The sequence below is a fragment of the Mangrovimonas sp. YM274 genome (genome assembly GCF_030908385.1).
Taxonomy (GTDB): Bacteria; Bacteroidota; Bacteroidia; order Flavobacteriales; family Flavobacteriaceae; genus Mangrovimonas_A.
The window spans coordinates 1200262-1227243 of record NZ_CP133091.1 but is presented as its reverse complement, the minus strand read 5'-3'; the positions used below and the strand labels follow the sequence as shown (position 1 = coordinate 1227243).

General features: G+C 37.7%; 27 protein-coding genes. 9 read left to right on the top strand and 18 right to left on the bottom strand.

What is annotated here, in order from left to right; genetic code table 11:
• Positions 1 to 9: 9 nt before the first annotated feature.
• The 14 genes from ftsY to recR form a co-directional block, all read right to left on the bottom strand.
• Positions 10 to 966, bottom strand: coding sequence for a signal recognition particle-docking protein FtsY (ftsY, locus tag RBH95_RS05400; protein WP_307901676.1), 957 nt, complete (start codon positions 964 to 966; stop codon positions 10 to 12).
• A gap of 167 nt (positions 967 to 1133) precedes the next feature.
• Complete coding sequence (locus RBH95_RS05395; RefSeq protein ID WP_076663445.1) at positions 1134 to 1286, bottom strand: DUF4295 domain-containing protein; 153 nt, start codon at positions 1284 to 1286, stop codon at positions 1134 to 1136.
• Positions 1287 to 1295: 9 nt separating this feature from the next.
• Positions 1296 to 1478, bottom strand: a complete 183-nt coding sequence (rpmG, locus tag RBH95_RS05390; RefSeq protein WP_031444791.1) for a 50S ribosomal protein L33 — start codon at positions 1476 to 1478, stop codon at positions 1296 to 1298.
• 26 nt (positions 1479 to 1504) lie between these two features.
• Positions 1505 to 1741: a 50S ribosomal protein L28 gene (gene rpmB / locus RBH95_RS05385; RefSeq protein WP_307901675.1), complete on the bottom strand. Its 237-nt coding sequence runs from the start codon at positions 1739 to 1741 to the stop codon at positions 1505 to 1507.
• An 88-nt stretch (positions 1742 to 1829) separates the two neighbouring features.
• Complete coding sequence (locus tag RBH95_RS05380) at positions 1830 to 3080, bottom strand: competence/damage-inducible protein A (protein WP_307901674.1); 1251 nt, start codon at positions 3078 to 3080, stop codon at positions 1830 to 1832.
• Positions 3080 to 3421 carry an Hpt domain-containing protein gene (locus RBH95_RS05375; RefSeq protein ID WP_307901673.1) on the bottom strand — a complete coding sequence of 114 codons (342 nt, stop codon included), beginning with the start codon at positions 3419 to 3421 and terminating at the stop codon, positions 3080 to 3082. Before RBH95_RS05375 ends, RBH95_RS05380 begins: the two co-directional genes overlap by 1 nt.
• Positions 3422 to 4033 (bottom strand): fumarylacetoacetate hydrolase family protein, encoded by a 612-nt coding sequence (locus RBH95_RS05370; RefSeq protein WP_307901672.1) that lies wholly within the window; start codon positions 4031 to 4033, stop codon positions 3422 to 3424.
• Positions 4034 to 4062: 29 nt separating this feature from the next.
• Positions 4063 to 4839 carry a 3'-5' exonuclease gene (locus RBH95_RS05365; protein WP_053991805.1) on the bottom strand — a complete coding sequence of 259 codons (777 nt, stop codon included), beginning with the start codon at positions 4837 to 4839 and terminating at the stop codon, positions 4063 to 4065.
• Between the two features lie 84 nt (positions 4840 to 4923).
• Positions 4924 to 6477: an L-aspartate oxidase gene (nadB, locus tag RBH95_RS05360; protein WP_307901671.1), complete on the bottom strand. Its 1554-nt coding sequence runs from the start codon at positions 6475 to 6477 to the stop codon at positions 4924 to 4926.
• A gap of 25 nt (positions 6478 to 6502) precedes the next feature.
• Positions 6503 to 7441 (bottom strand): quinolinate synthase NadA, encoded by a 939-nt coding sequence (gene nadA, locus RBH95_RS05355; protein ID WP_307901670.1) that lies wholly within the window; start codon positions 7439 to 7441, stop codon positions 6503 to 6505.
• A gap of 47 nt (positions 7442 to 7488) precedes the next feature.
• Positions 7489 to 9300, bottom strand: a complete 1812-nt coding sequence (locus RBH95_RS05350; protein ID WP_307901669.1) for a hypothetical protein — start codon at positions 9298 to 9300, stop codon at positions 7489 to 7491.
• Positions 9301 to 9472: 172 nt separating this feature from the next.
• Positions 9473 to 10816 (bottom strand): dihydrolipoamide acetyltransferase family protein, encoded by a 1344-nt coding sequence (locus RBH95_RS05345; protein ID WP_307901668.1) that lies wholly within the window; start codon positions 10814 to 10816, stop codon positions 9473 to 9475.
• Between the two features lie 80 nt (positions 10817 to 10896).
• On the bottom strand, positions 10897 to 12003 hold the full coding sequence (locus RBH95_RS05340) for a glycosyltransferase family 2 protein (RefSeq protein ID WP_307901667.1): 1107 nt from the start codon (positions 12001 to 12003) through the stop codon (positions 10897 to 10899).
• 10 nt (positions 12004 to 12013) lie between these two features.
• Positions 12014 to 12631, bottom strand: a complete 618-nt coding sequence (gene recR, locus RBH95_RS05335; protein ID WP_307901666.1) for a recombination mediator RecR — start codon at positions 12629 to 12631, stop codon at positions 12014 to 12016.
• A 126-nt stretch (positions 12632 to 12757) separates the two neighbouring features.
• Between recR and RBH95_RS05330 the strand changes: the two genes are divergently transcribed.
• Positions 12758 to 14206, top strand: a complete 1449-nt coding sequence (locus RBH95_RS05330) for a sodium:solute symporter (RefSeq protein ID WP_307901665.1) — start codon at positions 12758 to 12760, stop codon at positions 14204 to 14206.
• Here the strand turns inward: RBH95_RS05330 and RBH95_RS05325 are convergent.
• Complete coding sequence (locus RBH95_RS05325) at positions 14177 to 14539, bottom strand: CoA-binding protein (RefSeq protein ID WP_307901664.1); 363 nt, start codon at positions 14537 to 14539, stop codon at positions 14177 to 14179. The genes RBH95_RS05330 and RBH95_RS05325 overlap by 30 nt on opposite strands.
• 98 nt (positions 14540 to 14637) lie before the next feature.
• Between RBH95_RS05325 and RBH95_RS05320 the strand changes: the two genes are divergently transcribed.
• Positions 14638 to 17025: an outer membrane beta-barrel family protein gene (locus tag RBH95_RS05320; protein WP_307901663.1), complete on the top strand. Its 2388-nt coding sequence runs from the start codon at positions 14638 to 14640 to the stop codon at positions 17023 to 17025.
• A 645-nt stretch (positions 17026 to 17670) separates the two neighbouring features.
• Here RBH95_RS05320 and RBH95_RS05315 read toward each other — a convergent pair.
• Positions 17671 to 18681, bottom strand: a complete 1011-nt coding sequence (locus RBH95_RS05315) for a 3-oxoacyl-ACP synthase III family protein (protein ID WP_307901662.1) — start codon at positions 18679 to 18681, stop codon at positions 17671 to 17673.
• 238 nt (positions 18682 to 18919) lie between these two features.
• On the opposite strand from RBH95_RS05315, the gene htpG reads away from it, so the two are divergent.
• The 6 genes from htpG to RBH95_RS05285 all read left to right on the top strand — a co-directional run bounded on the left by htpG (position 18920) and on the right by RBH95_RS05285 (position 25508).
• Complete coding sequence (gene htpG / locus RBH95_RS05310; RefSeq protein WP_307901661.1) at positions 18920 to 20827, top strand: molecular chaperone HtpG; 1908 nt, start codon at positions 18920 to 18922, stop codon at positions 20825 to 20827.
• A 173-nt stretch (positions 20828 to 21000) separates the two neighbouring features.
• Positions 21001 to 21681 carry a carboxypeptidase-like regulatory domain-containing protein gene (locus RBH95_RS05305; RefSeq protein ID WP_307901660.1) on the top strand — a complete coding sequence of 227 codons (681 nt, stop codon included), beginning with the start codon at positions 21001 to 21003 and terminating at the stop codon, positions 21679 to 21681.
• A gap of 15 nt (positions 21682 to 21696) precedes the next feature.
• Positions 21697 to 22698, top strand: a complete 1002-nt coding sequence (locus RBH95_RS05300; protein WP_307901659.1) for a transglutaminase domain-containing protein — start codon at positions 21697 to 21699, stop codon at positions 22696 to 22698.
• A 149-nt stretch (positions 22699 to 22847) separates the two neighbouring features.
• Positions 22848 to 23222, top strand: coding sequence for a 6-phosphogluconate dehydrogenase (locus tag RBH95_RS05295; protein WP_307901658.1), 375 nt, complete (start codon positions 22848 to 22850; stop codon positions 23220 to 23222).
• A 156-nt stretch (positions 23223 to 23378) separates the two neighbouring features.
• A complete protein-coding gene (locus tag RBH95_RS05290) occupies positions 23379 to 24620 on the top strand; it encodes a DEAD/DEAH box helicase (protein WP_307901657.1) in 1242 nt (413 codons plus the stop codon).
• Positions 24621 to 24641: 21 nt separating this feature from the next.
• Positions 24642 to 25508: an alpha/beta hydrolase gene (locus RBH95_RS05285; RefSeq protein WP_307901656.1), complete on the top strand. Its 867-nt coding sequence runs from the start codon at positions 24642 to 24644 to the stop codon at positions 25506 to 25508.
• On the opposite strand, the gene RBH95_RS05280 is transcribed toward RBH95_RS05285, so the two are convergent.
• Positions 25509 to 25916, bottom strand: coding sequence for a hypothetical protein (locus RBH95_RS05280; RefSeq protein WP_307901655.1), 408 nt, complete (start codon positions 25914 to 25916; stop codon positions 25509 to 25511).
• Positions 25906 to 26484 (bottom strand): RNA polymerase sigma factor, encoded by a 579-nt coding sequence (locus tag RBH95_RS05275; RefSeq protein WP_307901654.1) that lies wholly within the window; start codon positions 26482 to 26484, stop codon positions 25906 to 25908. Before RBH95_RS05275 ends, RBH95_RS05280 begins: the two co-directional genes overlap by 11 nt.
• 143 nt (positions 26485 to 26627) lie before the next feature.
• Here RBH95_RS05275 and RBH95_RS05270 point away from each other — a divergent pair, with 143 nt between their 5' ends.
• A complete protein-coding gene (locus tag RBH95_RS05270; protein ID WP_307901653.1) occupies positions 26628 to 26969 on the top strand; it encodes a DUF6249 domain-containing protein in 342 nt (113 codons plus the stop codon).
• Positions 26970 to 26982: the final 13 nt, after the last annotated feature.

Below are 26982 nucleotides of genomic sequence, written 5' to 3'. Positions count from 1 at the left end.
GTTGTGGAATTAGTTTTTGAAGAAAGAATCCACAAATTCAAATTTATTGAACACCTGAAGATCTTCAATCCCTTCACCAACTCCAATATATTTCACCGGAATTTTAAATTGATCTGAAATACCAATCACAACGCCACCTTTAGCAGTTCCATCCAATTTGGTAACCGCCAATGACGTTACTTCTGTGGCAGCCGTAAATTGTTTTGCCTGTTCAAAAGCATTTTGACCGGTAGAACCATCCAAAACCAATAACACATCATGCGGCGCATCTTCTACCACTTTCTGCATAACACGTTTCACTTTGGTGAGCTCGTTCATCAAATTTACCTTATTGTGCAAACGTCCAGCGGTATCGATAATTACCACATCAGCATCAGAAGTCACTGCACTTTGCAAGGTATCAAAGGCAACCGAAGCAGGATCACTTCCCATGGATTGTTTGATGATAGGCACATCTACTCGATCTGCCCAAACCTGCAGTTGGTCTATTGCCGCCGCCCTAAAGGTATCTGCCGCTCCAAGTACTACTTTTAATCCTTGTTGCTTGAACTGGTGTGCCAACTTCCCGATGGTCGTTGTTTTTCCAACACCATTTACACCAACCACCATAATCACATAAGGTTTTTTATTGGAAGGCACCGTGAATTCAGTCGCGTTACCGGCATCAATTTCTGATAACAACCCGGCAATTTCTTCACGAAGAATTTTATTGAGTTCGGAGGTCCCTAAATATTTGTCACGTGCCACACGCTCTTCGATGCGCTCAATGATCCTTAACGTGGTATCCACCCCTACATCACTGGTCACCAAAATTTCCTCTAGGTTGTCCAATACCTCATCATCCACTTTTGACTTTCCAGCCACAGCTTTATTCAGCTTTGTGAAAAATGATGTTTTGGATTTTTCCAACCCTTTGTCTAGGGTTTCCTTTTTTTCCGAAGAAAATATTTTCTTAAAAAAACTCATGTTTAATTGGTGTTAGTTTTGGCCTTTCAAAAAGCCAAAAAGCACTTTACAAATTCCCTGCCTTAAACCGCAACCTGCAATTTTGGCAGAAAAACCTATCAAATATAGATATAAAAAAACTGCTTTCAAATGAAAGCAGTTACAATTAAATTATGAACAAATATAATTTATTTTTTGTTTAAAAAGTCATTCACTAATTCTGGAGCCATAACAGATTCTACGAACATGTAAGCACCACTCTTAGGAGACTTCACCATCTTGATGGCTTTTGTTAATCTTTTAGATCCTGTTTGTAAAGTTGCTACTGATTTCTTTGCCATGATTCCTAATTATTTAATTTCTTTATGAACTGTCATACGCTTCAAGATTGGGTTAAATTTCTTAATCTCCATTCTATCTGGCGTGTTTTTCTTATTCTTGGTAGTGATGTAACGTGAAGTTCCTGGCATCCCAGACTCCTTGTGCTCTGTACACTCCAATATAACCTGAATTCTATTTCCTTTCTTTGCCATTGTACGTGCCTTTAACTGTTATGCTATTATTTTAAAAATCCTTTAGATTTTGCTTCTTTGATTGCAGCAGAGATACCAATTCTATTGATAGTCTTCAATGCAGAGGTAGAAACTTTTAGAGTTACCCATTTATCTTCTTCAGGAATATAAAAGCGTTTTTTGATCAAATTTGCATCAAATTTACGCTTAGTCTTATTCATAGCGTGAGATACGTTGTTTCCAACCATCGCTTTTTTTCCAGTAAGTTCACAAACTCTTGACATTCTTTCTAACTTTAAATTATGTTATTTCAAAACAGGCTGCAAATTTAGAAAAAAGATTATATATCAACAAACTTAATTCGCTTCTTTTTCAAATCTTTTTTAAAATTTCTTTTTGAAGCATCTCAAACGCCTTGTTAGCCGCCTTATTTATCACTTTCATTCGGTGGTTCCCAAAGTTAAACTCCTCACTATACACGCCACTCTTAGAAGCGATTGCAATAAATACCACGCCTACTTCTTCACCTGTATCATCTGTAGTAGGCCCTGCATTACCTGTGGTCGCTATGGCATAATCACTATTGAACATTTTTAAAGCTGCCATGGCCATAGCTTCAGCCACTTGGGCACTCACCACGGAAAATTGATCAATAAGGACTTCTGAAATGTGCAATACATTCATTTTAGCTTCCTTGGTATAACTTACCACACTTCCCTTAAAATATTTGGAAGCCCCAGGGTGTGACGTAAAGCTCTCGGCAATTTTTCCTCCCGTACAGCTTTCGGCAGTAGCAAGTGTTTTTCCCATAAGGGTCAGTTGCCTTCCTATAATAGCTTCTAGGGATTGGTCCTCTTCGAAGCCTACAAAAATATCTTCTATTTGAGGTAATAGAGCTTTTACTTGTTTATCTATTTCGGCTTCCACAACTTCCCTATCCATTCCTTTTCCCGTTAAGCGCAACCTTACTTTCCCTAAATTGGGCAAATAGGCCAACTTGATAAACTTTGGCAGATTGTCTTCCCAGTCTTCTATACGAGCAGCCAAATTGCTTTCGCCCATGCCATAGGTTAGAATGGTTTTATGTTTGATATATGGGAATTTAAATGCCTTTTGGAGTTTAGGAATGACCTCATTTTCAATCAAAGCTTCCATTTCAAATGGCACACCAGGTAATGAAACAAATACTTTTCCATTCCTTTCCATCCACATGCCTGGAGCAGTTCCGTTAACGTTCATCAAAACCTGTGCTTTTGAGGGCACCAAAGCCTGATCGATGTTAACCTGCACCAAAGGTTTCTTGATATAATGTTCCCAAAGGTATTTGATATGTGCCAACACCTCTTGGTTCTGCACTAACGTATCGTTAAAATATTCTGCAATGGTTTTCTTGGTAATATCGTCTTTGGTAGGTCCCAAACCTCCAGTAACAATGATGATATCGACATTGTCTTCAGCCTCCTTAAATGCCTTTAGAATATGCTCCTTATCATCCTGAACAGAAGTGATCTGATACACAGAGACCCCAATTTTATTTAGGGCCTTACTGATAAATGCTGAATTTGTATCTACAATTTGACCTATGAGAATCTCATCGCCAATTGTTATAATTTCGGCTTGCATTATAGGTTATAATCCTTTTTTAATTCTTCAGAGGCATTTTCGATGGCTGTAAGCACAAGATCCAATTTATCCGAAACGTCTTCTTCTTTCTTCTCAAATTTTCCCCAATCCTGAACCACGATCAAATCTTCCAAAACTCCAAGTTCGAACAGATCTATGGTAGGTTTCATTTTATGCGCAGCTTGATAGGTGTTGAAATAGTCCTTCTCTGCCACGGCTTCTTTTAACCGAGCGGCATCCTCAGGTACTTCTTCCAAGAAAGCAGCCACCAAGGCCATGATAAAATCCTCATCGTTATCTGCCAACTCTCTTACTCTATATAATTTATAATGCTGTTCCATTTATTTTACAGTTATTGAAAACAAAGGGGTCCCTTCTATGGCCCCAACCAATTTATCGTTTGCATTTACTTTACCCACTCCTGCAGGCGTTCCTGTAAAGATAATATCTCCTATCTTTAAAGTGAAATATTTTGAGACATATTCGATGATTTCATCAATTTTCCAAAGCATCAAACTGGTATTTCCCTGCTGCACAAGTTCATCGTTTTTCTCCAAAGTAAAGTTGATGCTGTTCACATCCTCAAAATTACTTTTTGGCAACCAATTGCCAATTACGGCTGCTCCATCAAAAGATTTTGCCTTTTCCCAAGGAAGGCCTTTAGCCTTTAACTTTGCTTGAAGATCTCTTGCCGTAAAATCGATCCCCAAACCAATTTGATCGTAATATTTATGAGCAAATTTCTTATCAATATACTTCCCAACCTTATTGATTCGTACCAAAACTTCCACTTCGTGGTGTACATCGTTTGAAAAATCTGGGATAAAAAACGGTTGCTTCTTTAACAAGATAGCCGTATCGGGTTTCAAAAATACCACAGGCTCCTCGGGTCTTTCATTTTCAAGCTCCGCGATATGCTCTGTGTAATTTCTACCTATGCAGATAAGTTTCATAGTCCTAAAACAATTAGCAATACAACTAATTAGTCCAATTTATTATTAAATGCTCTCAATTTAATTGCGGTTAACACCTTTTTGGTGTACAAAGGAAAATCGGCATTTAACAACCAACCAAAATATCCCGGTTCATCATTCAATACATCTTGAACACGCTTCCCTTTGTGCTTTCCAAACGTAAAGCATTCCTCTTCCTCTTTGTTGAAAGCTATAAAGCCTGCAAAGTCGGCAAATTTCTTTCTAGAACTGAATTCCGCTAAAAACTTGGCATCATTTTCCAACTCCTCATATTTGGCTACTTGAGCTTTCAATACTTCATAAGTAGCATTGGTATCGGCCTCTGCACTGTGAGCGCCGTCCAAATTTTTGTTACAGTAGAATTGGTAGGCTGCCGACAAGGTACGTTGTTCCATTTTATGATAAATGGTTTGCACATCAATAGCGACACGGCTTTTCATATCAAAATCCATTTCGGCACGGAGCATTTCCTCTGCCAATAAAGGAATATCAAATCTATTGGAGTTGAAGCCTCCCAAATCGGAATCCTTGATAATGTTATGAATCTCTTTTGCCAATTCCTTAAATGTAGGCTTGTCTGCGACATCTTCATCAGACACCCCATGGATTGCGGTTACTTCTGGCGGAATAGGCATTTCTGGATTTACCAACCAAGTATTGCTTTCCTCCTTTCCGTCTGGATATACCTTTAAAATGGAAATTTCAACAATTCTATCCTTTGAAATATTTACTCCGGTGGTTTCCAGATCAAAAAAGCAAATTGGTTTTGTAAGATTAAGATTCATTTTTATCAAATTTTGGGCTAAGATAACGAGAATAAAAAAAGCCTTAAACTAAATTAAGGCTTTTTTATAAGGTCTGATTGAAACCTACACATTATCAATATTAAAATAACCGCCTTTATTTTCGGTCCGTTCCAACGACTGGCTTACTATTAAATGCGCCACATTAATCATATTCCGAAGTTCACAAAGCGAAGTAGTAATTTTTGATGCTTTATAAAAATTCTCCACTTCCCTATGGATGAGATCCAACCGTTTTCTAGCTCTTTCCAAGCGCTCATTACTTCGTACAATCCCCACGTAATTGTGCATCAATGCCTGTAATTCCTTTAAATTATGCTGAATTAAAACATGCTCTTTGGTAATGCTTGTGCCTTTGTCATCCCAATCTGGAATGTCAACGTTAGCAGGCACACTTTCATGTACTTCGTGATATTTAAAAATGTTATGTGCGTATACCAAGGCTTCCAACAAAGAATTTGAAGCCAATCGATTAGCACCATGCAGACCTGTTCTGGAACATTCCCCACAGGCAAACAAATTGTCAATAGTGGTTTTTCCTGTTTTATCCACCTGAATACCCCCACACAAGTAATGCGATGCCGGCACCACTGGAATCCAATCGGTTTTGATGTCGATATGGCTGTCCAAACACTTTTGGTAAATATTTGGAAAATGCTTGACAAATCCATCAAAATTCAAATGAGTGCTATCCAAAAACACATGGGATTCCCCCGATTTTTTCAACTCACTATCGATACTTTGCGATACAATGTCCCTTGAGGCCAATTCGGCACGCTCGTCATACTTCAACATAAAACGTTCGCCTTCCTTATTTCTTAAATAAGCCCCAAAGCCCCTAACAGCTTCCGATATTAAAAAAGAAGACTCCCCTTTGGCTCCATACAATGCCGTTGGATGAAACTGCACAAACTCCATATCTTTAATACGAGCCTTAGCACGATAGGCCATGGCAATGCCATCACCTGTAGCAATAATAGGGTTGGTGGTATGGCCATACACATACCCAATACCTCCCGAAGCCAGTAAGGTACTGCTTGCCTTTATGGTTGAAATCTCCCCTGTTTTTTGATTGAAGACATAAGCACCATAGCATTTCAACTCTTCTGGGTCTGTTCCTTCTATATGATGATTAGTAATTAAATCTATCGCAAAATGATGCGGAAGAATGGAAATATTGGACAATTGATGCGCCCGCTTTAATAAGGCGCGCTCAATTTCATAGCCTGTTATATCCTTATGGTGTACCACTCGATATTCGGAATGGCCTCCTTCCTTACCCAAATCAAATTTTCCTTTGGCATCCAAATCAAAATTGGCGCCCCAAAGCAACAATTCTTCCATGCGCTTCGGACCTTCCTCGACAACCATCTTAACTACATCTTCTTCACAGAGTCCATCGCCGGCAATTAAAGTATCCTTTATGTGTTTTTTAAATGAATCCTTTTGCTTATCCAACACAATGGCAACTCCTCCTTGGGCATACTTGGTATTAGATTCTTCTTCATTGGCTTTGGTTACAATAATAACATTCCTATCAGGAAACTTCTCGGCAATCTTCACGGAAAAGGTCAATCCTGCAACTCCAGAACCAATCACCAAATAATCTGCGGTCATCATAATTTCATTCGAGATTAAACAACATTTATTTAGACAATTCCAACATGCGCTCTATTGGTAGCAAAGCACGTTCAATAATATGCTCAGGGACTTCAATTTGTGGCGACTCGTTCAGCAAACAATCATACAATTTTTGCATGGTATTCATTTTCATAAAATGGCATTCACTACAAGCGCAGGTATTATCCTCCAAAGCTGGGGCAGGAATCAACTTAGCTGTTGGAATTTCCTCTTGCATTTTATGAAGAATTCCAACTTCGGTAGCCACAATAAATTTTTCGTTTGGATGCTCCTTCACGAAATTAATCATCCCAGCGGTGGACCCGATATAACTGGCTGTATCCAAAATATGCGTCTCCGATTCTGGATGTGCAATAATTTTATAGTCCGGATGCTTTTTATGTAGCTCGATCAACTTATCCATCGAAAAAGCTTCGTGTACCACACAACTACCATCCCAAAGCAACAAATCCCTTCCTGTTTCCTTCATGATATAGCGACCAAGATTTTTATCGGGCGCAAAAATGATTGGTGTTTCCTTTGGAATTGATTCCACTATTTTCAAAGCATTTGAAGAAGTACACACAATGTCACTCAAAGCTTTGATTTCCGCTGAACAGTTGACATAAGTAATCACCACATGGTCTGGATGCTGCTTAATAAAAGCTTCGAAACTTTCGGGCGGACAAGAATCGGCCAAGGAACACCCCGCATTTAAATCTGGCAATACCACTGTTTTGTTTGGGTTTAATATTTTGGCTGTTTCGGCCATAAAATGCACCCCAGCAAACACAATAATATCGGCATCTGTCTCGGCGGCTTTTTGGGACAATCCCAAACTGTCTCCTACATAATCGGCTATATCCTGTATTTCTGGCACCTGATAATAATGTGCCAAGATTACAGCATTCTTTTTTTTCTTTAGGCGCTTTATCTTTTTTACTAAATCTATTGTCTCATTCATAACTTCACCATTTTCATTCACAAATTTCAAATCAACAGATCATCTCACTAATTTTTAACCTCAACATTGGCAATTTCCAACTGCAAATTGTTCAAAAGCAGTTCTCCCTTGCTGAGCATGTTGAAAATTTCGTTCTTACTGTCTTCAAAATTATGTTTCAGTTCCAAAAAGAATTTGTTGTAATAGGTTATTCCTGACTTTAAATTCTCTGCAAACGTTGCCAAATATTTCTGTTCCTTTTTGGTCATTTCCACTTTAGCCGTTTCCAACTTATTTTTCAGATAATCGATATAGATATACAATTCCTTGATAAACATGTTTGGACGATCTGTTCTAGAAATTACGTTATCACGTCCGTAGATGTGATCAACCATTGTTTTCAAACTCATCACTTTGGAATAATAAGCCATATTTGGCCCTGGGCAAATGGACACGCCTTCCCCTTCCTTCTTTGTATCTAAATTATATTTCAACAAGGCCGAAGTTCCCAATCCTACACAAGTGCATGACTTTTCGGTAATCTTGTTCAATTCCAATTGATAAGCTTCTTTCGAAAGATTTTGAGTATCCAAAGCTTTAATTTTGAAATGCTGATACTCCCGAGACGCAGTACACACCCCTGTTTCCTTAAATTCCTTGTTCAAGGCCACATATTTTTTAGGACAGGAACTCCCTGGTCGTCCTTTATCAATCAAAGCATCACGCTCTAAGTCTTTGGTATTTTCTTTTAGATTATTGAAAGGCACTCCCAAAGGAGAAATATCGCTTAAATACAAATCCTTTTCTTGGGCGGAAGCCAATTTCTCCAAAGTCTTTTCATCTACGGTTGTCGCTTCTGGAACCAATAAAAATGGACTTCCCCATCCTACAGAATCCAATTGATAGGCATCCAACAACAACTCGTGTTCCTCGTGAGTTCCCACTCCACCTTGAGCCGTAATTTTTATTTGCAAAGGTCCCTTTGAAATTGCTCTGTTTTGAGCCTCCAATTCCTTGTTCAAAACTTCTTCAATAGATGCTCTCAGTTCCTCGCGTTTCTCCTTGAACTCCGCCAATACTGGACCCAACAAATACCCATCGGTGGCAAAGGCATGACCTCCACAGTTTAATCCAGATTCAATTCTATATTCAGATACCCAAAGTCCTTTTTTGGCCAAGAATTTCCCTTGAATCAATGCCGAACGATAATCGCTTACCTTTAAAATGATCCGCTTTTTAAAAGTCCCTTCTGAAGTTGGATAAAAATCATCAAACTCACTCATATAGGCATACAAGCGAGGATTCATCCCTGCCGAAAGCACCACAGAACCATTCAAGTTACTATTGGCAAAACCACGCAAGGCGGCATGTGCATCATTATAGGCCACAGGGAGTTTTTCATCTTTGTTGTAATTGTCCTTGTCAACCTTGGTCATGATGTTCACATCGATACTTCCCTTCACCAAATGTTGGTTTAACCAAGATTTTAGCTCCGATAGCCCTTCGCCTTTTTCTGTTAGCTTTTTAAACTCTTCTCTAAGGTGAGCATTGGAAGGCAGCATATCGAGATAGGCCTTAAAACTTTCTCCTGTGTCAAGAGCTGCTTGCTTCACAGCTTCTATTTTTTGATCGACTACTTCATTTATCAAATTAAGGTATGAGGTAATGCGCTTTGCCCGAAAATCATCCACCTTATTGGTAATTTCCTGATAAGGCAACTCCAAAGTTTCGCTGTACATTTTTCGTAATTTCTCGATAAGCATATCGTCTACCAAAGAAATTACGGAATCAATGCCATATTGCGCTACCTTCAAGGGCGAATCGATTGTAAAGCCAATCCCCATAACCGGAATATGAAATGAATGCGCTTTGTTATTCATTCTATGTTGTTTTTAAAATTGCAAACCTCAAATGTATCGATTTGAACTTGCAAGAATTATGATATATGTCATATAAGGATCCTTGCAGGCGGCCGCATTTTTACGTAGAATTAGGGCACAAAAAAAGCCTTAACTTTTCAGTTAAGGCTTTATATATTACAGGCTTTAAGGATTAAATATCTCTATTTACATCCCAAGCTTCTAAATAATCTTTAACAGCTTTTACAAATTGTCCTCCCAGCGCACCATTCACTACTCTATGGTCATATGAATGCGACAAGAACATTCTGTAACGGATTCCAATGAAATCACCTTCTGGAGTTTCTACTACTGCAGGCACTTTTCTAATAGCACCTAAGGCCAAAATCCCTACTTGAGGTTGATTGATAATTGGTGTCCCCATAATGCTTCCAAATGTCCCCACATTGGTCACTGTGTAAGTTCCGCCTTGGATTTCATCTGGTTTTAGTTTATTGACTCTAGCTCTATTAGCCAAGTCGTTTACCTTTTTGGTCATTCCTACCAAGTTCAACTGATCCGCATCCTTGATTACCGGCACAATTAAGTTACCATCTGGCAAGGCTGCCGCCATCCCTAAATTGATATGCTTTTTCTTGATGATTTTATCTCCTTGAACCGAAATGTTCATCATTGGGAAATCTTTAAGCGCTTTGGCTATAGCCTCCATAAAGATTGGAGTAAAGGTCAAGTTTTCACCTTCACGTTTTGCGAAACCGTCTTTAACTTTTTTACGCCAGTTCCAGATATTAGTAACATCGGCTTCTATGAAACTTTGTACATGAGCAGAAGTTTGCACCGATTCCACCATATGGTGTGCAATCAATTTCCCCATACGGCTCATTTCGATGATTTCATCCTCACCACTTGCCACTACAGGAGCTGCTGCAGGCTTGGCTTGCTGGGTTCCATTTACTTGAGGAACGTCAACTTTAGCTGGTTGTGGTGCCGCTACCGCATCCTGAACTGGTTGGCTACCTCTGTTTTCAAGGTAGGCCAAAATATCATTTTTGGTCACGCGACCTTCTTTTCCTGTTCCTGAGATTTTATCAAGTTCAGCTTGGCTGATACCTTCTTCCTTGGCGATGTTTCTCACCAATGGTGAATAAAATCTATCCTCTGTAGATACTACAGGCGCTACAGCTTCTTGTGCTGCCTGTACAGTTTCCGCTACTTGGGCCACCGCAGCTGGTTCTGCTTCCACTTCCTCCTTCACCGGTTCTTCCTGTGGTGCAGCTTGTGTATCTGCAACATCGGCATCCGTCTCAATAATAGCTATTGTTTGCCCTACTTGAACTACATCATCTACATTGAACAGCTTTTCAACTAAAACACCGTCAACCTCACTAGGCACCTCACTATCTACCTTGTCTGTAGCAATTTCCAAAACCGCTTCATCCATCTCAATAGTATCTCCTACTTCTTTTAACCATGATGTTATGGTTGCTTCCGCAACACTTTCCCCCATCTTCGGGAGCTTTAATTCAAATTTTGCCATATCTATAATGAAAAGATGTATTTTTATTTTTCGTCTGCAAAATTAATAAAAAATCAATGTGTTCTTTAAGATTTTTTCAATTAATTCTGTTCCAACAAAATAACTTTACCTCTATTTTTTGAGCTGTTACTTCCGAGGATAAAGGTAGAGCTTTTTGAAAGAATTTTAAATTTTGCGTTTCTATTTATTTGATTGTCGCACATATACTGAATGATTTTTTTAAAACTCAATGCGTTAGCATCAAAAATTATTTCAGTGTGTGGTTTCACTTGCTGTATCTCATCAACGACGGAAACTTTTTTGCTTAGTACTTTCTCCAAACCTTCAGCCATTTTATCAGAAACCAATATGTAATGATTTACCTTTGGATTGGCAGGTTTAGGTTCTCTACTGGCCACATAAGCCATCCGAATCCCAAACCAAACGGCTAGATTGAACAGGATATTCTTTTTAAAATGTTTCTTGTAGAAAATTTGCATGGCACCGTAAAATCGGCGGGCGTAAACTGCATCTTTTAAGGTGCTTTCTCCTTTATAATGAATTGCCGTTATGGTTCCGTTATAATAGTTATCGTAGCCAGCTTCAAGAACTTTATAAGACAAATCCACATCTTCCCCATACATAAAATAGTCCTCATCAAAGCCTTGTACTTCGTTATAAACTGCTCTTTTAATCAACATAAAAGCTCCAACAAACACAGGGATTTTGCCTATCTCATGTTCCCCCAATTGATTGGCATAATACTCCTTTGTAAATCCTGTCACCTTCTTTAAAGACACATAAGGTGTTGGAATATTGCGCTTACTTTCTGGCAGAAAATGGCCAGTGCCGTCCACCAATCTACAGCCTACAATCCCAACATTTTCCTTTGCATCTGCAAAAGTCAACAATTGTACAAAAACATCTTCTGGTAATACGGTATCTGGATTTAAAATGCAGAGATATTCCCCTTTCGCACTACGAACCGCCTGATTATTTCCTTTGGAAAAACCTACGTTATCCTTATTCTCTATCAAAATAACTTCAGGAAAAAGTGTCTTGACCATTTCACAACTATCATCGGCAGAATGATTATCAACAACAATAATTTCCGACTCGATATCTTTAGTAGCTTCAACGACACTGCTTAGGCAAAGCTCCAAAAAATAACGAACGTTATAATTTAATATGACAACGGATAATTTCACGAAAAAGAAACTAGGACTTTAAGGACACCTCAAAAGGAATTCTGTTGATGATACTTCTTCCTAAGGTAATCTCATCGGTATATTCGAGTTCATTACCAACGGAGATGCCTCGGGCAATGGTAGAGGTTACAATATTGAAGTCCTGAATTTGTTTGTAAATATAAAAGTTGGTAGTATCGCCTTCCATCGTAGAGCCTAACGCAAAAATAAGCTCCTTTATTTTACCCTGCTTTACTTTTACTACGAGCGATTCAATATTAAGGTCGTTTGGTCCTATACCGTCCATAGGAGAAATCTTGCCTCCCAGCACATGGTACAAACCTTTAAACGAACTGGTATTTTCTATAGCCATGACATCCCTAATATCTTCCACAACACAAACAACATCTTCCATTCTATTTGGGTTGGAACAAATTTCACAAAGTTCCGTATCGCTAATGTTATGGCAACTTTTACAGAATTTAATTTCGTTGCGCATGGTACTCAATGCTTCTGACAGGAGCTGGGTGCGTTCCTGAGGCTGCCCCAATAAATGCAGGACCAATCTTAAGGCTGTACGCTTACCAACCCCAGGCAACTGGGACATTTCATTAACCGCTTTTTCTAGAAGTTTTGAAGAAAATTCCATGCTGCGAATTTACTATAATTTACGGACTATTTAATTATGGGGTTCTTATTAAATTACTTATTATTGTCTACCATAACAATTGAATAGTAACATTCTGATTTCTAAAATCAACCTAAATTTCCCCTTATGACCCCAGGAACCATTGCGCTCTTAATTCTAGGTTATTTTGTAGTATTAATCCTTATTTCATTTTTCACTGGAAAGGAAGACAGCAACGAAGCCTTTTTTAAAGCCAATAAATCGGCGCCATGGTATTTGGTAGCTTTTGGAATGATTGGCGCTTCGTTATCTGGGGTAACGTTCATCTCTGTGCCCGGAGCGGTGGAAACCAAACAATTTGGGTATTTACAAGTCGTATTTGGCTACTTTTTTGGCTATTTGGCCATTGCCTATATTTTACTACCCATTTATTACAAATTGAACCTCACCTCTATTTACACCTATTTAAAGGACCGCTTTGGACATGTAAGTTATAAAACGGGCTCTGTGGCCTTTTTGGTTTCTAGAACTGTAGGCGCCGCTTTTAGATTATTTTTGGTCGCCAAGGTGCTCCAATTACTCGTTTTTGACCAATTTGAGATTCCTTTTGCTATTACCGTAGTAATTACCATTGCCCTAATTTGGCTATACACTTTTAAAGGCGGCATTAAAACCATCATATTTACAGACACACTTCAAACTCTTTTCATGTTAATTTCAGTTGTGGTAACCATTACTTTTTTGGCATCCGCTCTAGATTTCCACAGCATAACCGATGTGTATACAGCCGTAAGCGAAAGCCCTTTAAGCAAAACGTTGTTTTTAGAAGACATTAATGATTCCCAGTACTTTTTCAAGAGTTTTTTGGCCGGAATGTTCATTACCATCACAATGACCGGACTGGATCAAGATATGATGCAGAAAAACCTAACCTGCAAAAACCTGAAGGAGGCTCAGAAAAACATGATTTCCTTCAGTATTGTATTGATTTTTGTAAATATTCTGTTTTTGGTTTTAGGACTTCTGTTAACTCAGTATGCCCAACAATATGGCATTACGGCTAAAAAGGATGATCTGTTCCCAACTATCGCCATGCTTCCGGAAATAGGCATCATGACCTCGGCATTCTTTTTATTAGGGCTCATTGCAGCGGCCTACTCCAGTGCCGATTCTGCCTTAACAGCACTGACAACCTCTTTCTGTATCGACATTATTGAATTGGATAAAAAGCCGCAGGAACAACAAAAAAAGACTAGAAAAAGAGTGCATATAGCCACGAGTTTTGTCCTTATCATTGTGATTTTAATATTTGATTTACTCTTTAAGGATGTTTCGGTAATTTGGGAACTTTTTAAAGCCGCTGGTTATACTTATGGACCTCTTCTTGGACTGTTTGCCTTTGGGATTTATACCAAAATGCAAATTAAGGATCAATTTGTATGGATTGTAGCCATCATCTCCCCTATAGTTTCCTACCTTTTGAACAGTTATTCTGAAGAACTTCTAGGTGGCTACCAAATAGGGTTTGAAATTTTAATCATCAATGGCCTCCTGACATTTTTAGGATTAATACTGATTCGTAGAAAGCAAGACTAAAGTACAAGCCACTTCATAGCCAATGTTATTAGCTTCCAAAATTTGGTAAAGCTCAGGATTTTCTGTTCCCGGATTAAAAATAATCCGTTTTGGACTTAAGGACACCAGATAGTCATAATACGCGCTTTGCCGTGATGGGTTGAGGTATAATGTCACGGTATCAATATGATCATACTTCAACAATTCATCATCAATTTTAACATCAGCAACGCTTCCTTTTTTAATTCCATAGGCTACTACTTCATGGCCGTGAGCCAACAATCTTCCTATGGCAAAATTGGAATATCGGGAAGGATTCAAGGAAGCTCCAAAAACAAGTGTCTTTTTTGTCATCTGTTAAAAAGGTGTTAAGGTCTGTTAAATAAAGTAACATAAGACTTTTGGAGACGTCTATCCTCCAAACATTATTACACTAACATACATATTTTTCAATGAAACACATTCTACTTTTAATTGCATTTTTATCATTGTCAACCCTATACGCCAGCAATACTTCCGAAAATGCTGCGAGAGATGGTATCGTAACGGGTAAAGTGATGGATGCTGCCTTAAACCAACCTTTACCTTACGTAAATATAATTATTAAAAATGAGCTTGGAGAAACTTTGACGGGAGGTATCACCGATGATCAAGGGTATTTTGAAATCAAAAATATCCCCGAAGGTAAAAATATTATTACCATTCAATATATGGGATATAAAACCGTATCCAAGCCATTGGTTATTGGCAATGGCAACTACAAAATAGCTTTAGGAAACATCTTCTTAGAAGAGGATATTGCTAGTTTGGACGAGGTTACGGTAGTTGCCGAAGTGTCCTCCATTCAGCAAAAGGTGGATCGCAAAGTTATTACCATAGGAAAAGACCTTACCACAACAGGCGCCTCTGCTTCGGAAATTATGAACAATCTCCCTTCGGTAACTGTAGACAGTCAAAGTGGCGACATTAGTCTTCGTGGCAATGAAAATGTACGTGTATTGGTGGATGGCAAACCTACCAATGTTCCTGCAGCGCAGTTATTGCGACAAATTCCTTCCACATCCATTAAAAGTGTAGAATTGATCACCAATCCTTCGGCAAAATATAACCCAGAAGGAATGAGTGGTATCATCAATATTATTCTTCATAAAAATGCCAATATAGGCTTCAACGGAAACCTTAACGTTGGATTTGCTAAAGAAATCAGCCCAAATTTTAATAGTTCTATCGACATGAACTATCGCAATGGCAAACTTAACTTCTACGGAAATTACGGGAATAACATTGGCAAAAATGAAGGAGGTGGAAAAATTAGCCGCTTTGATGACAATACTGAGCAGTTCTTCAATAACTGGTCCAACAACAAATCACATTTATATAAATTAGGTATTGACTATTACATTAATGACAACAATGTATTTTCTGTTTACACGAACCAAAACATTTACAACGGAAAAAGAATCAGTGCAACAGATATCATTTACCTCAACAACGACAATCCCAATTTTGGTCAGAATTTCAACAATGAAAACGAAAATAACACATCCTCATATAACGCGGCCTTTAAACATGATTTCAAAAAAGAAGGCCACAATATTAGCCTAGAAGCTGATTACAGCACTTTTGACAGTGACGAAACTGCTTATTTCAGCTTCACGGACAATGCTGCTTCCTATATGGATTTGGTAAACAATAAAAGGGACAACACCTTAATCAATTTAGATTACGTAAACCCGCTAACAGAAAGTTCAAAGCTTGAGATTGGTGCGGAATACCGTGTAAACAATGCAGACAACATATACGATACCACGAATGCTAATTTATTTGATTCCAATTACGAATACAACCGAAGCATCTATTCCTTCTATACCACATATGGTCAAACTTTTGACAAATGGTCCTACCAAGTAGGCGCTAGGATAGAACAATATGAAGTAGAAGCCATTTTCGATCAAGTTACGCAAGAAACTTCAGATTTTACTGATGAGCAGTTTAGCATCTACCCTTCAGCCTTCGTTACTTATAACACGTCTGAAAAAACAGCGCTTCAATTCAGTTACAGTAGACGTGTTGACCGACCTGGTCTGGGACAAATTAACCCAATTAGAGAATGGAGCACCCCAAGAATTACCTCTTTTGGAAATCCAGAACTAAGACAACAGTTTACCAACTCCTTCGAGCTTAATTTAACCAAAAATGTAAAAGGAGGAAACTTTAGTGCGGGTACTTTTTACAGAATCATTAATGACGAAATTAATAGGGCCGTGTATATAGACCCTGAAGACCCCACAGGAGACCGTGTTATTTTAACCTATGATAACTTTGACCGAAATACTGCTTTTGGTTTTGAAACGTCAAGCAATTATAGACCAACAAAATGGTGGAGTTTAAATGCCAGCCTTGAATTTTATGTGAAGACGCTAAGAGGTGTTATGGAGCAGGAAAATTTAGAAATTGAAAATTCCACTTTCAATTTTCGTATGAATAACAACTTTAAAGCGACTAAAAAATTAAGCTTTTCATTGTTTGGAATGTATCGTGGCCAAGACCAAACCTTACAGGGCATGAGAAAACCAATGGTTTTAATAAACACAGGACTACGCTACAGCTTCTTGGAAGAAGATAGAGCAACCTTTAGTTTTAGCTACAACGACATTTTCAACACCATGAAATTCGCCTTTGAAAATGACAGGCCCTTCCCATCTGAAGGTGAATTTAACTGGGAGAGCAATCAGTGGCGCATTGGACTTTCATACCGTTTTGGCGGAGGAAAATATAGAGCACTTAGCAGAAAGCAAAGAGACAACAATGAAACCCAAGGAAGTGGCGGGTTTATGTAAAAAAAAACAGCATGTTTAGTAACCCATATAATAGTTGATGGTTAGTGTTAATGTTTGGTTACTAAGCAAGAAAACCCGAGGGAATTCCCTCGGGTTTTCACTATTGTTAAAATAATGTTATTATTTTAATGATATGTCAATTTTCTCCCATTCTGAAGGTATCTTTGTAATCGATTACTTCTGCATGTTTAAATTGATTTGAATTAGCCTTCATCAATTAAAAAACTCAAAAGAATAATCACCTTTGAAGACCTCATTTTTTGAGGTCTTTTTTTATGTCCAAAACTGTAACAAAACATTTTTAAAACCGTCTTTTCAATACACAGTTACTAAACTGAGTTTAATTAATTTGAATTAGCCTTCATCAATTATAATTCGTTGATTTGGTAAATGTTGGATTTGAAAAACCCAGGTGCCAAGGCCCTGGGTTTTAGCTAAACTGTTAATTAACGTTAAAAGTGTTAATTAATGAAATAAAATTCAATTTTCAACGTCTATAGTGTAGTGATAAGTTTTAAAGTTAATCAACAGAAGTATTTTTATAGTTTTAGTGTTAGTAAGGTTGGTTAATAGCTGAAAAGCCCGTGATTTTCAATCACGGGCTTTTTATTTTATGAGTGGTGTCATTCTGTTATTGAAAAGTGATTACCACTTAATAACCACACTTCCCCAAGTAAATCCACTTCCAAAAGCGGCCAACACCACTAAGTCACCTTCTTTAATTTTATTTTGTTCCCAGGCTTCGGTTAACGCAATAGGGATGGACGCAGCTGTAGTGTTTCCATAACTTTGAATGTTGTTGAATACCTGGTCGTCATTCAACTTAAATTTATTCTGGATAAATTGAGAAATTCTCAAATTGGCCTGATGCGGAATCAACATATCAATATCGGAAACCTGCAAGTTATTCTTAACCAATCCTTCCATTATGACTTCACTAAAACGTACCACTGCATTTTTAAATACAAATTGCCCGTTCATATGCGGTAAATAGCTTTCGTCATTAGGATCGTTGTCTCTCAAAATGTCACTTACCCAACGTTTTCCCATCCCTGGGGCAATCAAGCTCAACTCTTCGGCGTGCTCACCTTCAGAATGTAAATGTGTGGATAATATTCCTTTGGCTGGATCGTCTTCTCTACTCAACACAGCAGCTCCCGCTCCATCCCCAAAAATTACCGACACGCCTCTTCCTCTGGTTGTTTTATCCAAACCTCTAGAGTGCACCTCACTACCAATCACCAATACGTTTTTATACATCCCTGTTTTGATATATTGATCGGCGATTGAAATGCCATATACAAAACCAGAACATTGGTTTCTAATATCCAAGGCCCCCACGGTTTTAATGCCTAGAGCTTTTTGAACGGCCACTCCTGGTCCCGGGAAATAATAATCTGGACTTAAGGTAGCAAACACAATAAAATCGATATCGTCTTTATCTATACCAGCGCGTTCAATAGCAATTTTCGCAGCCTTTACCCCCATTGTTGATGTGGTATCCCCCGTCTCATCTTCAACCCAGCGGCGTTCTTTAATTCCTGTTCGCTCCTGGATCCAGGCATCGTTGGTATCCATCATTTTGGATAAATCGTCATTAGTTACCACATTATCCGGCACATAATGCCCAAGACCAACTATTTTTGAATTGTACATATATTCTTATAATTTTTAATCAAACAGAACTGTATCCCAGTCATTTTTGATAAAATGACAAAAAGCAAGACGTAAATTTAATCAATATTCCATTTTTATTAAACTAAACCCCTAAAAGATTTCGCAACTTCAAAAAGTAATTACCTCCTTTTTCAATGTCACTTTGTCACCTTTTTTGTCTTGGTACTTTTTTTGTCCTGTTCCAATCAAAATAAAAATACAATTAAAATCATATATCATGGCAAAAGGAAATATTAATGTTTCGGTTGAAAACATCTTTCCGTTGATCAAAAAATTCTTATACAGCGATCACGAAATCTTTTTACGCGAGTTAATCAGTAATGCTACTGACGCTACCCTAAAACTTAAACACCTTACCAATATTGGAGAGGCGAAAGTTGAATATGGCAATCCACAAATTGAAGTAAAAATTGATAAAGATGCCAAGAAACTTCACATTATTGACCAAGGTCTTGGTATGACTGCCGAAGAGGTTGAAAAGTACATTAATGAAGTGGCTTTTTCTGGTGCTGAGGAGTTTTTGGACAAATACAAAGATTCTGCAAAAGACTCAGGAATCATTGGGCATTTCGGTCTAGGGTTCTACTCTGCCTTTATGGTAGCCGAGAAAGTAGAGATCATCACGAAATCTTTTAAAGATGAACCAGCAGCTCATTGGACCTGTGATGGCTCTCCACAATTCTCTTTGGAACCTCATGACAAAACCGAAAGAGGCACAGAAATCATTTTACATATTGCAGACGATTCAACCGAATTCTTGGAAGAATCAAGAATTAGAGAGTTGTTGTTGAAATACAACAAGTTTATGCCTATTCCAATTAAATTTGGAACCAAGGAAGTAAACGATCCAGATTTCACACCAAAAACAACTACCGATAAAGATGGCAAAGAAACTACAGAGCCTCACAAACAAATTACTGTAGACAATATCATCAACAACCCAAATCCAGCTTGGACCAAACAGCCAACCGATTTGGAAGACCAGGATTACAAAGACTTCTACAGAGAATTGTATCCTATGCAATTTGAGGAGCCATTATTCCACATCCATTTGAATGTTGACTATCCGTTTAACCTAACGGGAATTTTATACTTCCCTAAAATGACCAACGACCTTAATATTCAAAAGGATAAAATTCAGTTGTACCAAAACCAAGTGTTTGTAACGGATAATGTGGAAGGTATTGTTCCTGAATTCTTAACTATGTTAAAAGGGGTTATCGACTCTCCAGACATTCCTTTGAACGTGTCACGTAGTTATTTACAGGCGGACGGTGCGGTGAAAAAGATTTCATCCTACATCACTCGTAAGGTTGCTGATAAGTTAAAATCCTTGTTCAACAACAACCGTGAAGACTTTGAGAAAAAATGGGATGACATCAAGATTGTGATTGAATACGGAATGCTTTCTGAGGAAAAATTCTTTGAAAAAGCTGATGCATTTGCCTTATACCCAACAGTGGACGGTACATACTATACTTATCAAGAATTGATTGACAAAATCAAGGATAGCCAAACTGATAAGGACAATAAAACCGTAATCCTTTATGCGTCTAATAAAGACGAGCAACACAGCTATATTGAAAGTGCCAAAGCTAAAGGCTACGAGGTATTGTTATTGGATTCTCCAATTGTGAGCCACTTGATGCAAAAACTGGAAACCTCTAAAGAGAATATTTCCTTCTCTCGTGTGGATGCTGACCATGTTGACAACTTAATCAAGAAAGAGGACACAAAAATCTCTAAACTTTCCGAAGAGCAAAAAACTGCTTTGGACACCCTTTTGAAAGAAACGATTCCGGCTGAAAAATTCACAGTCCAATTGGAAGCGATGGATAGCGACACTACGCCATTTATGATCACGCAACCCGAGTTTATGCGTCGAATGAAAGAGATGCAAGCTACTGGAGGTGGTATGTTTGGAATGGGTAACATGCCAGAAATGTACAATTTGGTGGTAAATACCAATTCTGAATTGGTAGGCCAAATTTTGGATACCGAAGCCAAAGATGAGCAAGAGCGTTTGATCAACCAAAGTTTGGATTTGGCAAGATTGTCACAAGGGCTACTAAAAGGTGAAGAACTTACCAACTTCATCAAACGAAGCTACCAAATGATTAAATAACATTATTTATCTAGTATTTTTAAAACCTTCCTGTACACACAGGGAGGTTTTTGTTTTTACACACTTTCCATAAACCAACGTTTACTCAACAAACAGTCCCATTTACTAAATTCCCTTTTTAAAATCATGGATTGCCAAGTAGGTTTGAAGTATTAACTTTTAAATCTAACATCATGAACAAGCAATTCAACTTAAGCATTAAAAGTCCCTGCCAAGAAAACTACAATGAATTTACGCCAACCTGCAACGGCCGATTTTGTAAATCCTGCAAAACAGAAGTGGTAGACTTCTCTGGAATGGACTCCCAAGAAATTACAGATTATTTTAAAAACAATACAACCCAAAACGTTTGTGGCAGATTCAAAAGCTCACAATTGACAACTCACCACCCTAAAATCCCAATCAAAAGAATATCACATTTTTTTAATGGATTGGCCTTTGTCTTTTTATCCTTGTTCGCGCTCAATTCAACTCAGGGGCAAACAATCCAACCAAAACCGACAACTTCTGAAAATCCACCTTCCAAAATACAGGATTCGTCGTTTCAAAAGACTTTTATAGTGAAGGGAACTGTGTCTGACAATGAAGCGCCATTACCAGGAGTGAATGTAATATTACAAGGCACTTCCATTGGCACCAGCACCGATTTTAATGGCAATTTTGAATTTCCTATCAAACTAAAAAAAGGGGACGTTCTAGTATTCAGTTATGTGGGCATGGAATCACAAAAGCTAGTAATTACCCATGACCATTCTACTTCCAATGTGGCAATTAAAGTAAACATGGAAATGGAAGCATCTATGCTTCTTGGAAAAGTAGCCATCAAAAAAGTTTATAAATCCAAAAGACATTAACTCAATCTACACCCAATGAAATACCTCTTTGTCATAATTTCAATAATCTTTATCAGTAGCTCTAATGCTCAACTATCAGATTTCGCCCATATAGATTTCACAAAGGCAGACAATACGGCGAAACTTTACAAAGGCGCAGATTTGGAAAACATGGGTGCCCTTGCTTATCAATTGACAGCGAAACTTCCAACCGATGTTGAAAAATTTAGAGCTATTTATTACTGGGTATGTCACAATATCGAAGGCGACAGCAAGCAACACAATATGGTAGACAGAAAGCGAAAAAAACTATTAAAGGACAGTTTAGCCTATTTAAATTGGAACAACCAATACAAGAAAGTTGCCTTTAAAAAATTATTGAAACACAAAAAAACCATGTGTACCGGTTATGCCTATTTAATCAAGGAATTGTGTTTTTTGGCCGATATCGAGTGTGAAATTATTGATGGTTATGGTAGAACTGTGAACTCCAACATTGAAGAATTGGAAATAGCCAACCACTCATGGAACGCCGTAAAACTAAATGGTAAATGGTATTTATGTGATGCCACTTGGTCTAGCGGCTATATGTTGGGCTATATGTTTGTAAAAGATTATAACGACGGTTACTTTTTAACCGAACCATTGCTATTTGCAAAAAACCATTTTCCAAGTGAACCACGATGGCTATTGACCAATGCCATTTCTAGGGATCATTTCACAAGCTCCCCGATTGTTTACGGAGAAACATTTGAACATCAAATTTTACCTATAAGTCCAACAAATTTAAATACTGTTATAAAAAAAGATGAAGACTTAAAGTTTTCTTTTCAAACGGACAAAGAAATTTCACATAGCGATATCTCCCTGATTTATTTTAGTGGCTCGAAAGAACATTCATTCGAAATAGACGAATTTAAAAATGACAGGGAGATTATTTCCTTCAAAAGTAAGCTTAACAAAAAAGGACTCTTTGACATCCATCTAAAAGTAGGTAAAGATATTGTTGCAACCTACACCATAGAGGTTATCAAATAACAAATAGATTTTGACAGAACAGTAATTTTTTGAATTATATAAAAATTAAAATATAGGGAACAAAAACCAACAAAGCAACCTGTAAGAAATTGTATATCAAACAAAAAACAACTACTTTTAATCTATTCTAAGCTTTTATCTTTTCCAATATGAAAAAAATTCTTACCATTTTCATCATTAGTCTAGTGCTGCTTTTGGCAGCCTACTTTGCTTTTGTTTATTATGTGCCTTATAGCGAAGGCACAAGATCTGGAGAACTCATTAAAGTGAGCAATAAAGGAGTTGTTTTTAAAACTTGGGAAGGAGAAATCAGTCAGGGTATTAGTGGGGCCGAAATATTTAAGTTTTCTGTTTTAGACAAAGACCATGAGGTCATCCAAAAACTTAATAACCTCCAAGGTCATTACGTCAAAGTTACCTATTTGGAACGCTATACCACTTTGGCTTTTTGGGGAGATACAAAATATTTTGTCACCGATGTAAGCAAAGACATTTCTCCCCACTTCAACAAAAAATCGGAATAGTACAACCTTGTCTTTTGAGTAAACTGATTGACCGTTAGCACTTTCAACATACTGTAGGAAACTTGGTGTAAAAAGGACGCTATACGTCAGTAAATCAATTCCTAAAATCAAGGACAACTTTAACTTTTGACTTATATTTGCCACAAATAAAGCCATATGTCATTTAAAGACTTAAATCTTAACAAACCTATTTTAAGAGCCATTGCCGAGGCAGGGTATGATGAGCCTACGCTAATTCAGGAAAAAACCATTCCTTTGGTTTTGGAAGGAAATGACCTTATAGCCTCTGCCCAAACAGGGACAGGGAAAACAGCCGCCTTTGCACTGCCTATCCTTCAACTTTTGTTTGACAAGCAGGATGCCCCTAAAAAAGGGAAGAAAATAAGAGCTTTAATTGTTAGCCCGACAAGGGAATTAGCCATTCAAATAGGAGAAAATTTTAAAACTTACAGCACATACACGAATCTTCGGTCTACCGTAATTTACGGAGGTACTGGAATTGAACCTCAAATTGATGTGCTTACCAAGGGTGTTGATATTTTAGTAGCTACTCCAGGCCGTTTATTAGATCTGCACAAACAAGACGTCATTAATCTTGATTATGTCGAGACATTGGTTTTAGATGAAGCCGATCTCATGTTGGACATGGGATTTATTGACGATGTAAAGAAAATAGAGCGCCTGTGTCCTGAAGACAAACAGATTTTGTTGTTTTCGGCCACCATGCCATTTAAGGTGGAGCAATTGGCAAACACAATTTTAAAATCACCAAAACGCATTGAAGTTACGCCTACTTCTTCCGCTGCAAAAGATGTCAGCCAAATTCTTTACTACGTTCCTAAACGCAATAAGATTGAACTTTGTTTGCATTTGCTTCGCAACACCATTAAAGGCAGTATTTTAATTTTTAGGCGTACTAAGTTTGGCGTAGACAAACTGGAACAGACCCTCCTTAAAAATGGCTACAAAGTGGAAACCATACATGGAGACAAAACACAAAATGATCGCCAAGAGGCTTTAAAAAAATTCAAAAACGGCTATGTCAATATTTTAATTGCTACAGATGTAGCAGCCAGAGGTATTGACATCAATGAACTAGATGCCGTTATCAATTTTGACCTCCCCAACATTCCTGAAACCTATGTACACAGAATAGGAAGAACTGGAAGAGCGGGAAATATTGGATCGGCTTATTCTCTCTGTTCTGCCGATGAGAAGGCCTACATAAAATCCATTCAACAATTAATAAATGTTCAAATACCGGTAGAGGAAGATCATCCTTATCCTTTAGACCCTAAAGCTAAACCAGAGGTTCATCGTTCTAAAAACTCTGGCAGCAAACATAAAAAAGGAAGAAAAGGACAAGGCTCAAAAAAGAAAAAGAAACGCTGGTATTAATAGTTAACCCTCAATCAAAAAATGAAATACTTCGGTATATTTTTAGTTTTATTTTCAATTTCCACAAGTAGTTTTTCGCAAATAGACTTGTTACATCACGACACGCAACCAGATGAAGTTGCCGAAACCAAACCCTTTGTTATAGGAGACGAAGTAACCATGTATTCCTCTATTTTAGACGAAGACCGTGTCATCAATGTCTATTTACCTAAGAGCTACAAAAAAGCGACCCACAAAGATTACCCCGTAATTTACCTGTTGGACGGATCAAGAGATGAAGATTTCATCCACATTTCAGGATTGGTTCAATTTGCTTCTTTTTTATGGATTGACATGGTTCCCGAATCCATCGTCGTTGGTATTGCCAATACAGACAGAAAACGTGATTTTACGTTTCCTCCCAGTGTAGCAGACCACTCACAAAACTTCCCTACTGCGGGAGGCTCTGAAAAATTTATCAATTTCATTGAAATGGAATTGCAGCCTTATATTGAAAAAAGCTACAGAACTACCAGAACCAAGACCATTATTGGCCAATCTTTAGGAGGGCTTTTGGTTACCGAAATTTTATTTACAAAACCTCATCTCTTTAACAATTATCTTATTGTAAGCCCTAGTTTATGGTGGGATGAAGAAGCGCTTTTGAAAAAGCAGCCCGCAATTATTCATGCCAACTACAAGGTTTCTAAAAACATTTTTATTGCTGCAGGAGGTAAAGAAGATGACGTCATTAAACGGGAAACCAAAGCTTTGTTCACACTGTTACAAGGCAGCGAAAATAACGCCATAACCACCAATTTTGAACTGTTAGAAGACCAAAATCATGCAGATATTTTGCATTTGGCCGCCTACAAAGGACTTCAAACCATTTTCAAAAAGGAAGAATAGTTATAATTTAAGTCGGTTGTTGAAATAATGTTTTAACAATGGAATTTGCACCAACACCATGATTGCCAACATAGCCATTCCATACATTGTAGACTGTGAAAATTTAATCCCTGAAAGCACATTCAATTTAGGGATTTTTATATGTTCAAAGGGAAGGCTTGATGCCCATTCTGTTGATTGGGAAGGTGCATTAACAATATAAAACACCAAAGCGCACAAACCAGCTGAAAGTAGCCACCATACTGCTTTTGGAATCAACGGTTTGTAGGCGATGCGTTTTGACACAGATAACTGATTAATTTCCTGCATCACTTTTGAAGTAAACCCAAACGACGGTGATTCGGTTGGAACATTACCCATGAATTTTTCGACTAATTGCTCTAATTCTTTATCGTGTTCACTTTTCATAACGCGCTATCATTTCAGGTTCTATATGTGCTTTTAATATGGATGCCAACTTTTTTCGGCTTCTAAATAATTTCACTTTGACATTATTGGGAGTAATGCCAACCACTTTAGAGATTTCTTCTAAACTCTGTTCTTCAAAATAAAACAAGGTCAACAAAAAACTATCTTCACTAGGAAGCTGCTTTAAACAATCTTGGATAAGTTGAGATTTTTCAGCTTCCAAAATACCATCCAAAGCATTGTTCATTGTTTTTATTTGAGGTATTGTGATGTCATCTACAGGTACATTTGCCTGATATTTTTTGTTCTTTTTAATACTGTCCAAACAACTGTTGTAGGCCACTTTATAAATCCAAGTCGACAATTTAGAATCTCCTTTAAACTTCGTCAAGGATTTATACACCTTTATAAAGGTATCTTGAGCCACTTCCTCTGCTTCTTCCCTATTTTTCAACATTCTAAGCGCCAAAGCAAAGACCATATCCTTGTAACGATCTACCAATGTGGAAAATGCACTAGGGTCCCCTTCAATAATTTGGTTGATGATTATATGCTCTTCGATGGCCATGTGACAAATAGGACGGCTCCTTCACATTTGAGGTTACAACTTTTTCAATAAAATTTTTTTTCCATCTTTTTGTAACCTCAATGGAAAACGTATCGTCATAAGATAAAAACATATTAAAAGTAATCAATTAAAAAACAAGTATCATGGAAGAAATATTAATACCTATTAGCTTTTTCTTGGCCGTTTTCGGGGTTATCTACCTTTTTTTATCAACCAGAAACAAAGAACGTTTGGCCTTAATTGAAAAAGGCGCGGATGCCAGCATTTTTGCAATGGGCAGACAGCACACGGCCCCCGTTTGGAAAGTCATTATTTTAAACCTAGCGCTTTTACTAATGAGTATTGGGGTTGGTATTTTTGTCTCACAAATATTGGTATCTATTGGAGTAGACGAAGATATCGCCATGCCCGGAACCATCTTTTTGATGGCTGGAGTTGGCCTATTCATAGGTTTTAAAATGACTCAAAATTTGGATAAGGAATAGATTATCAATCTAA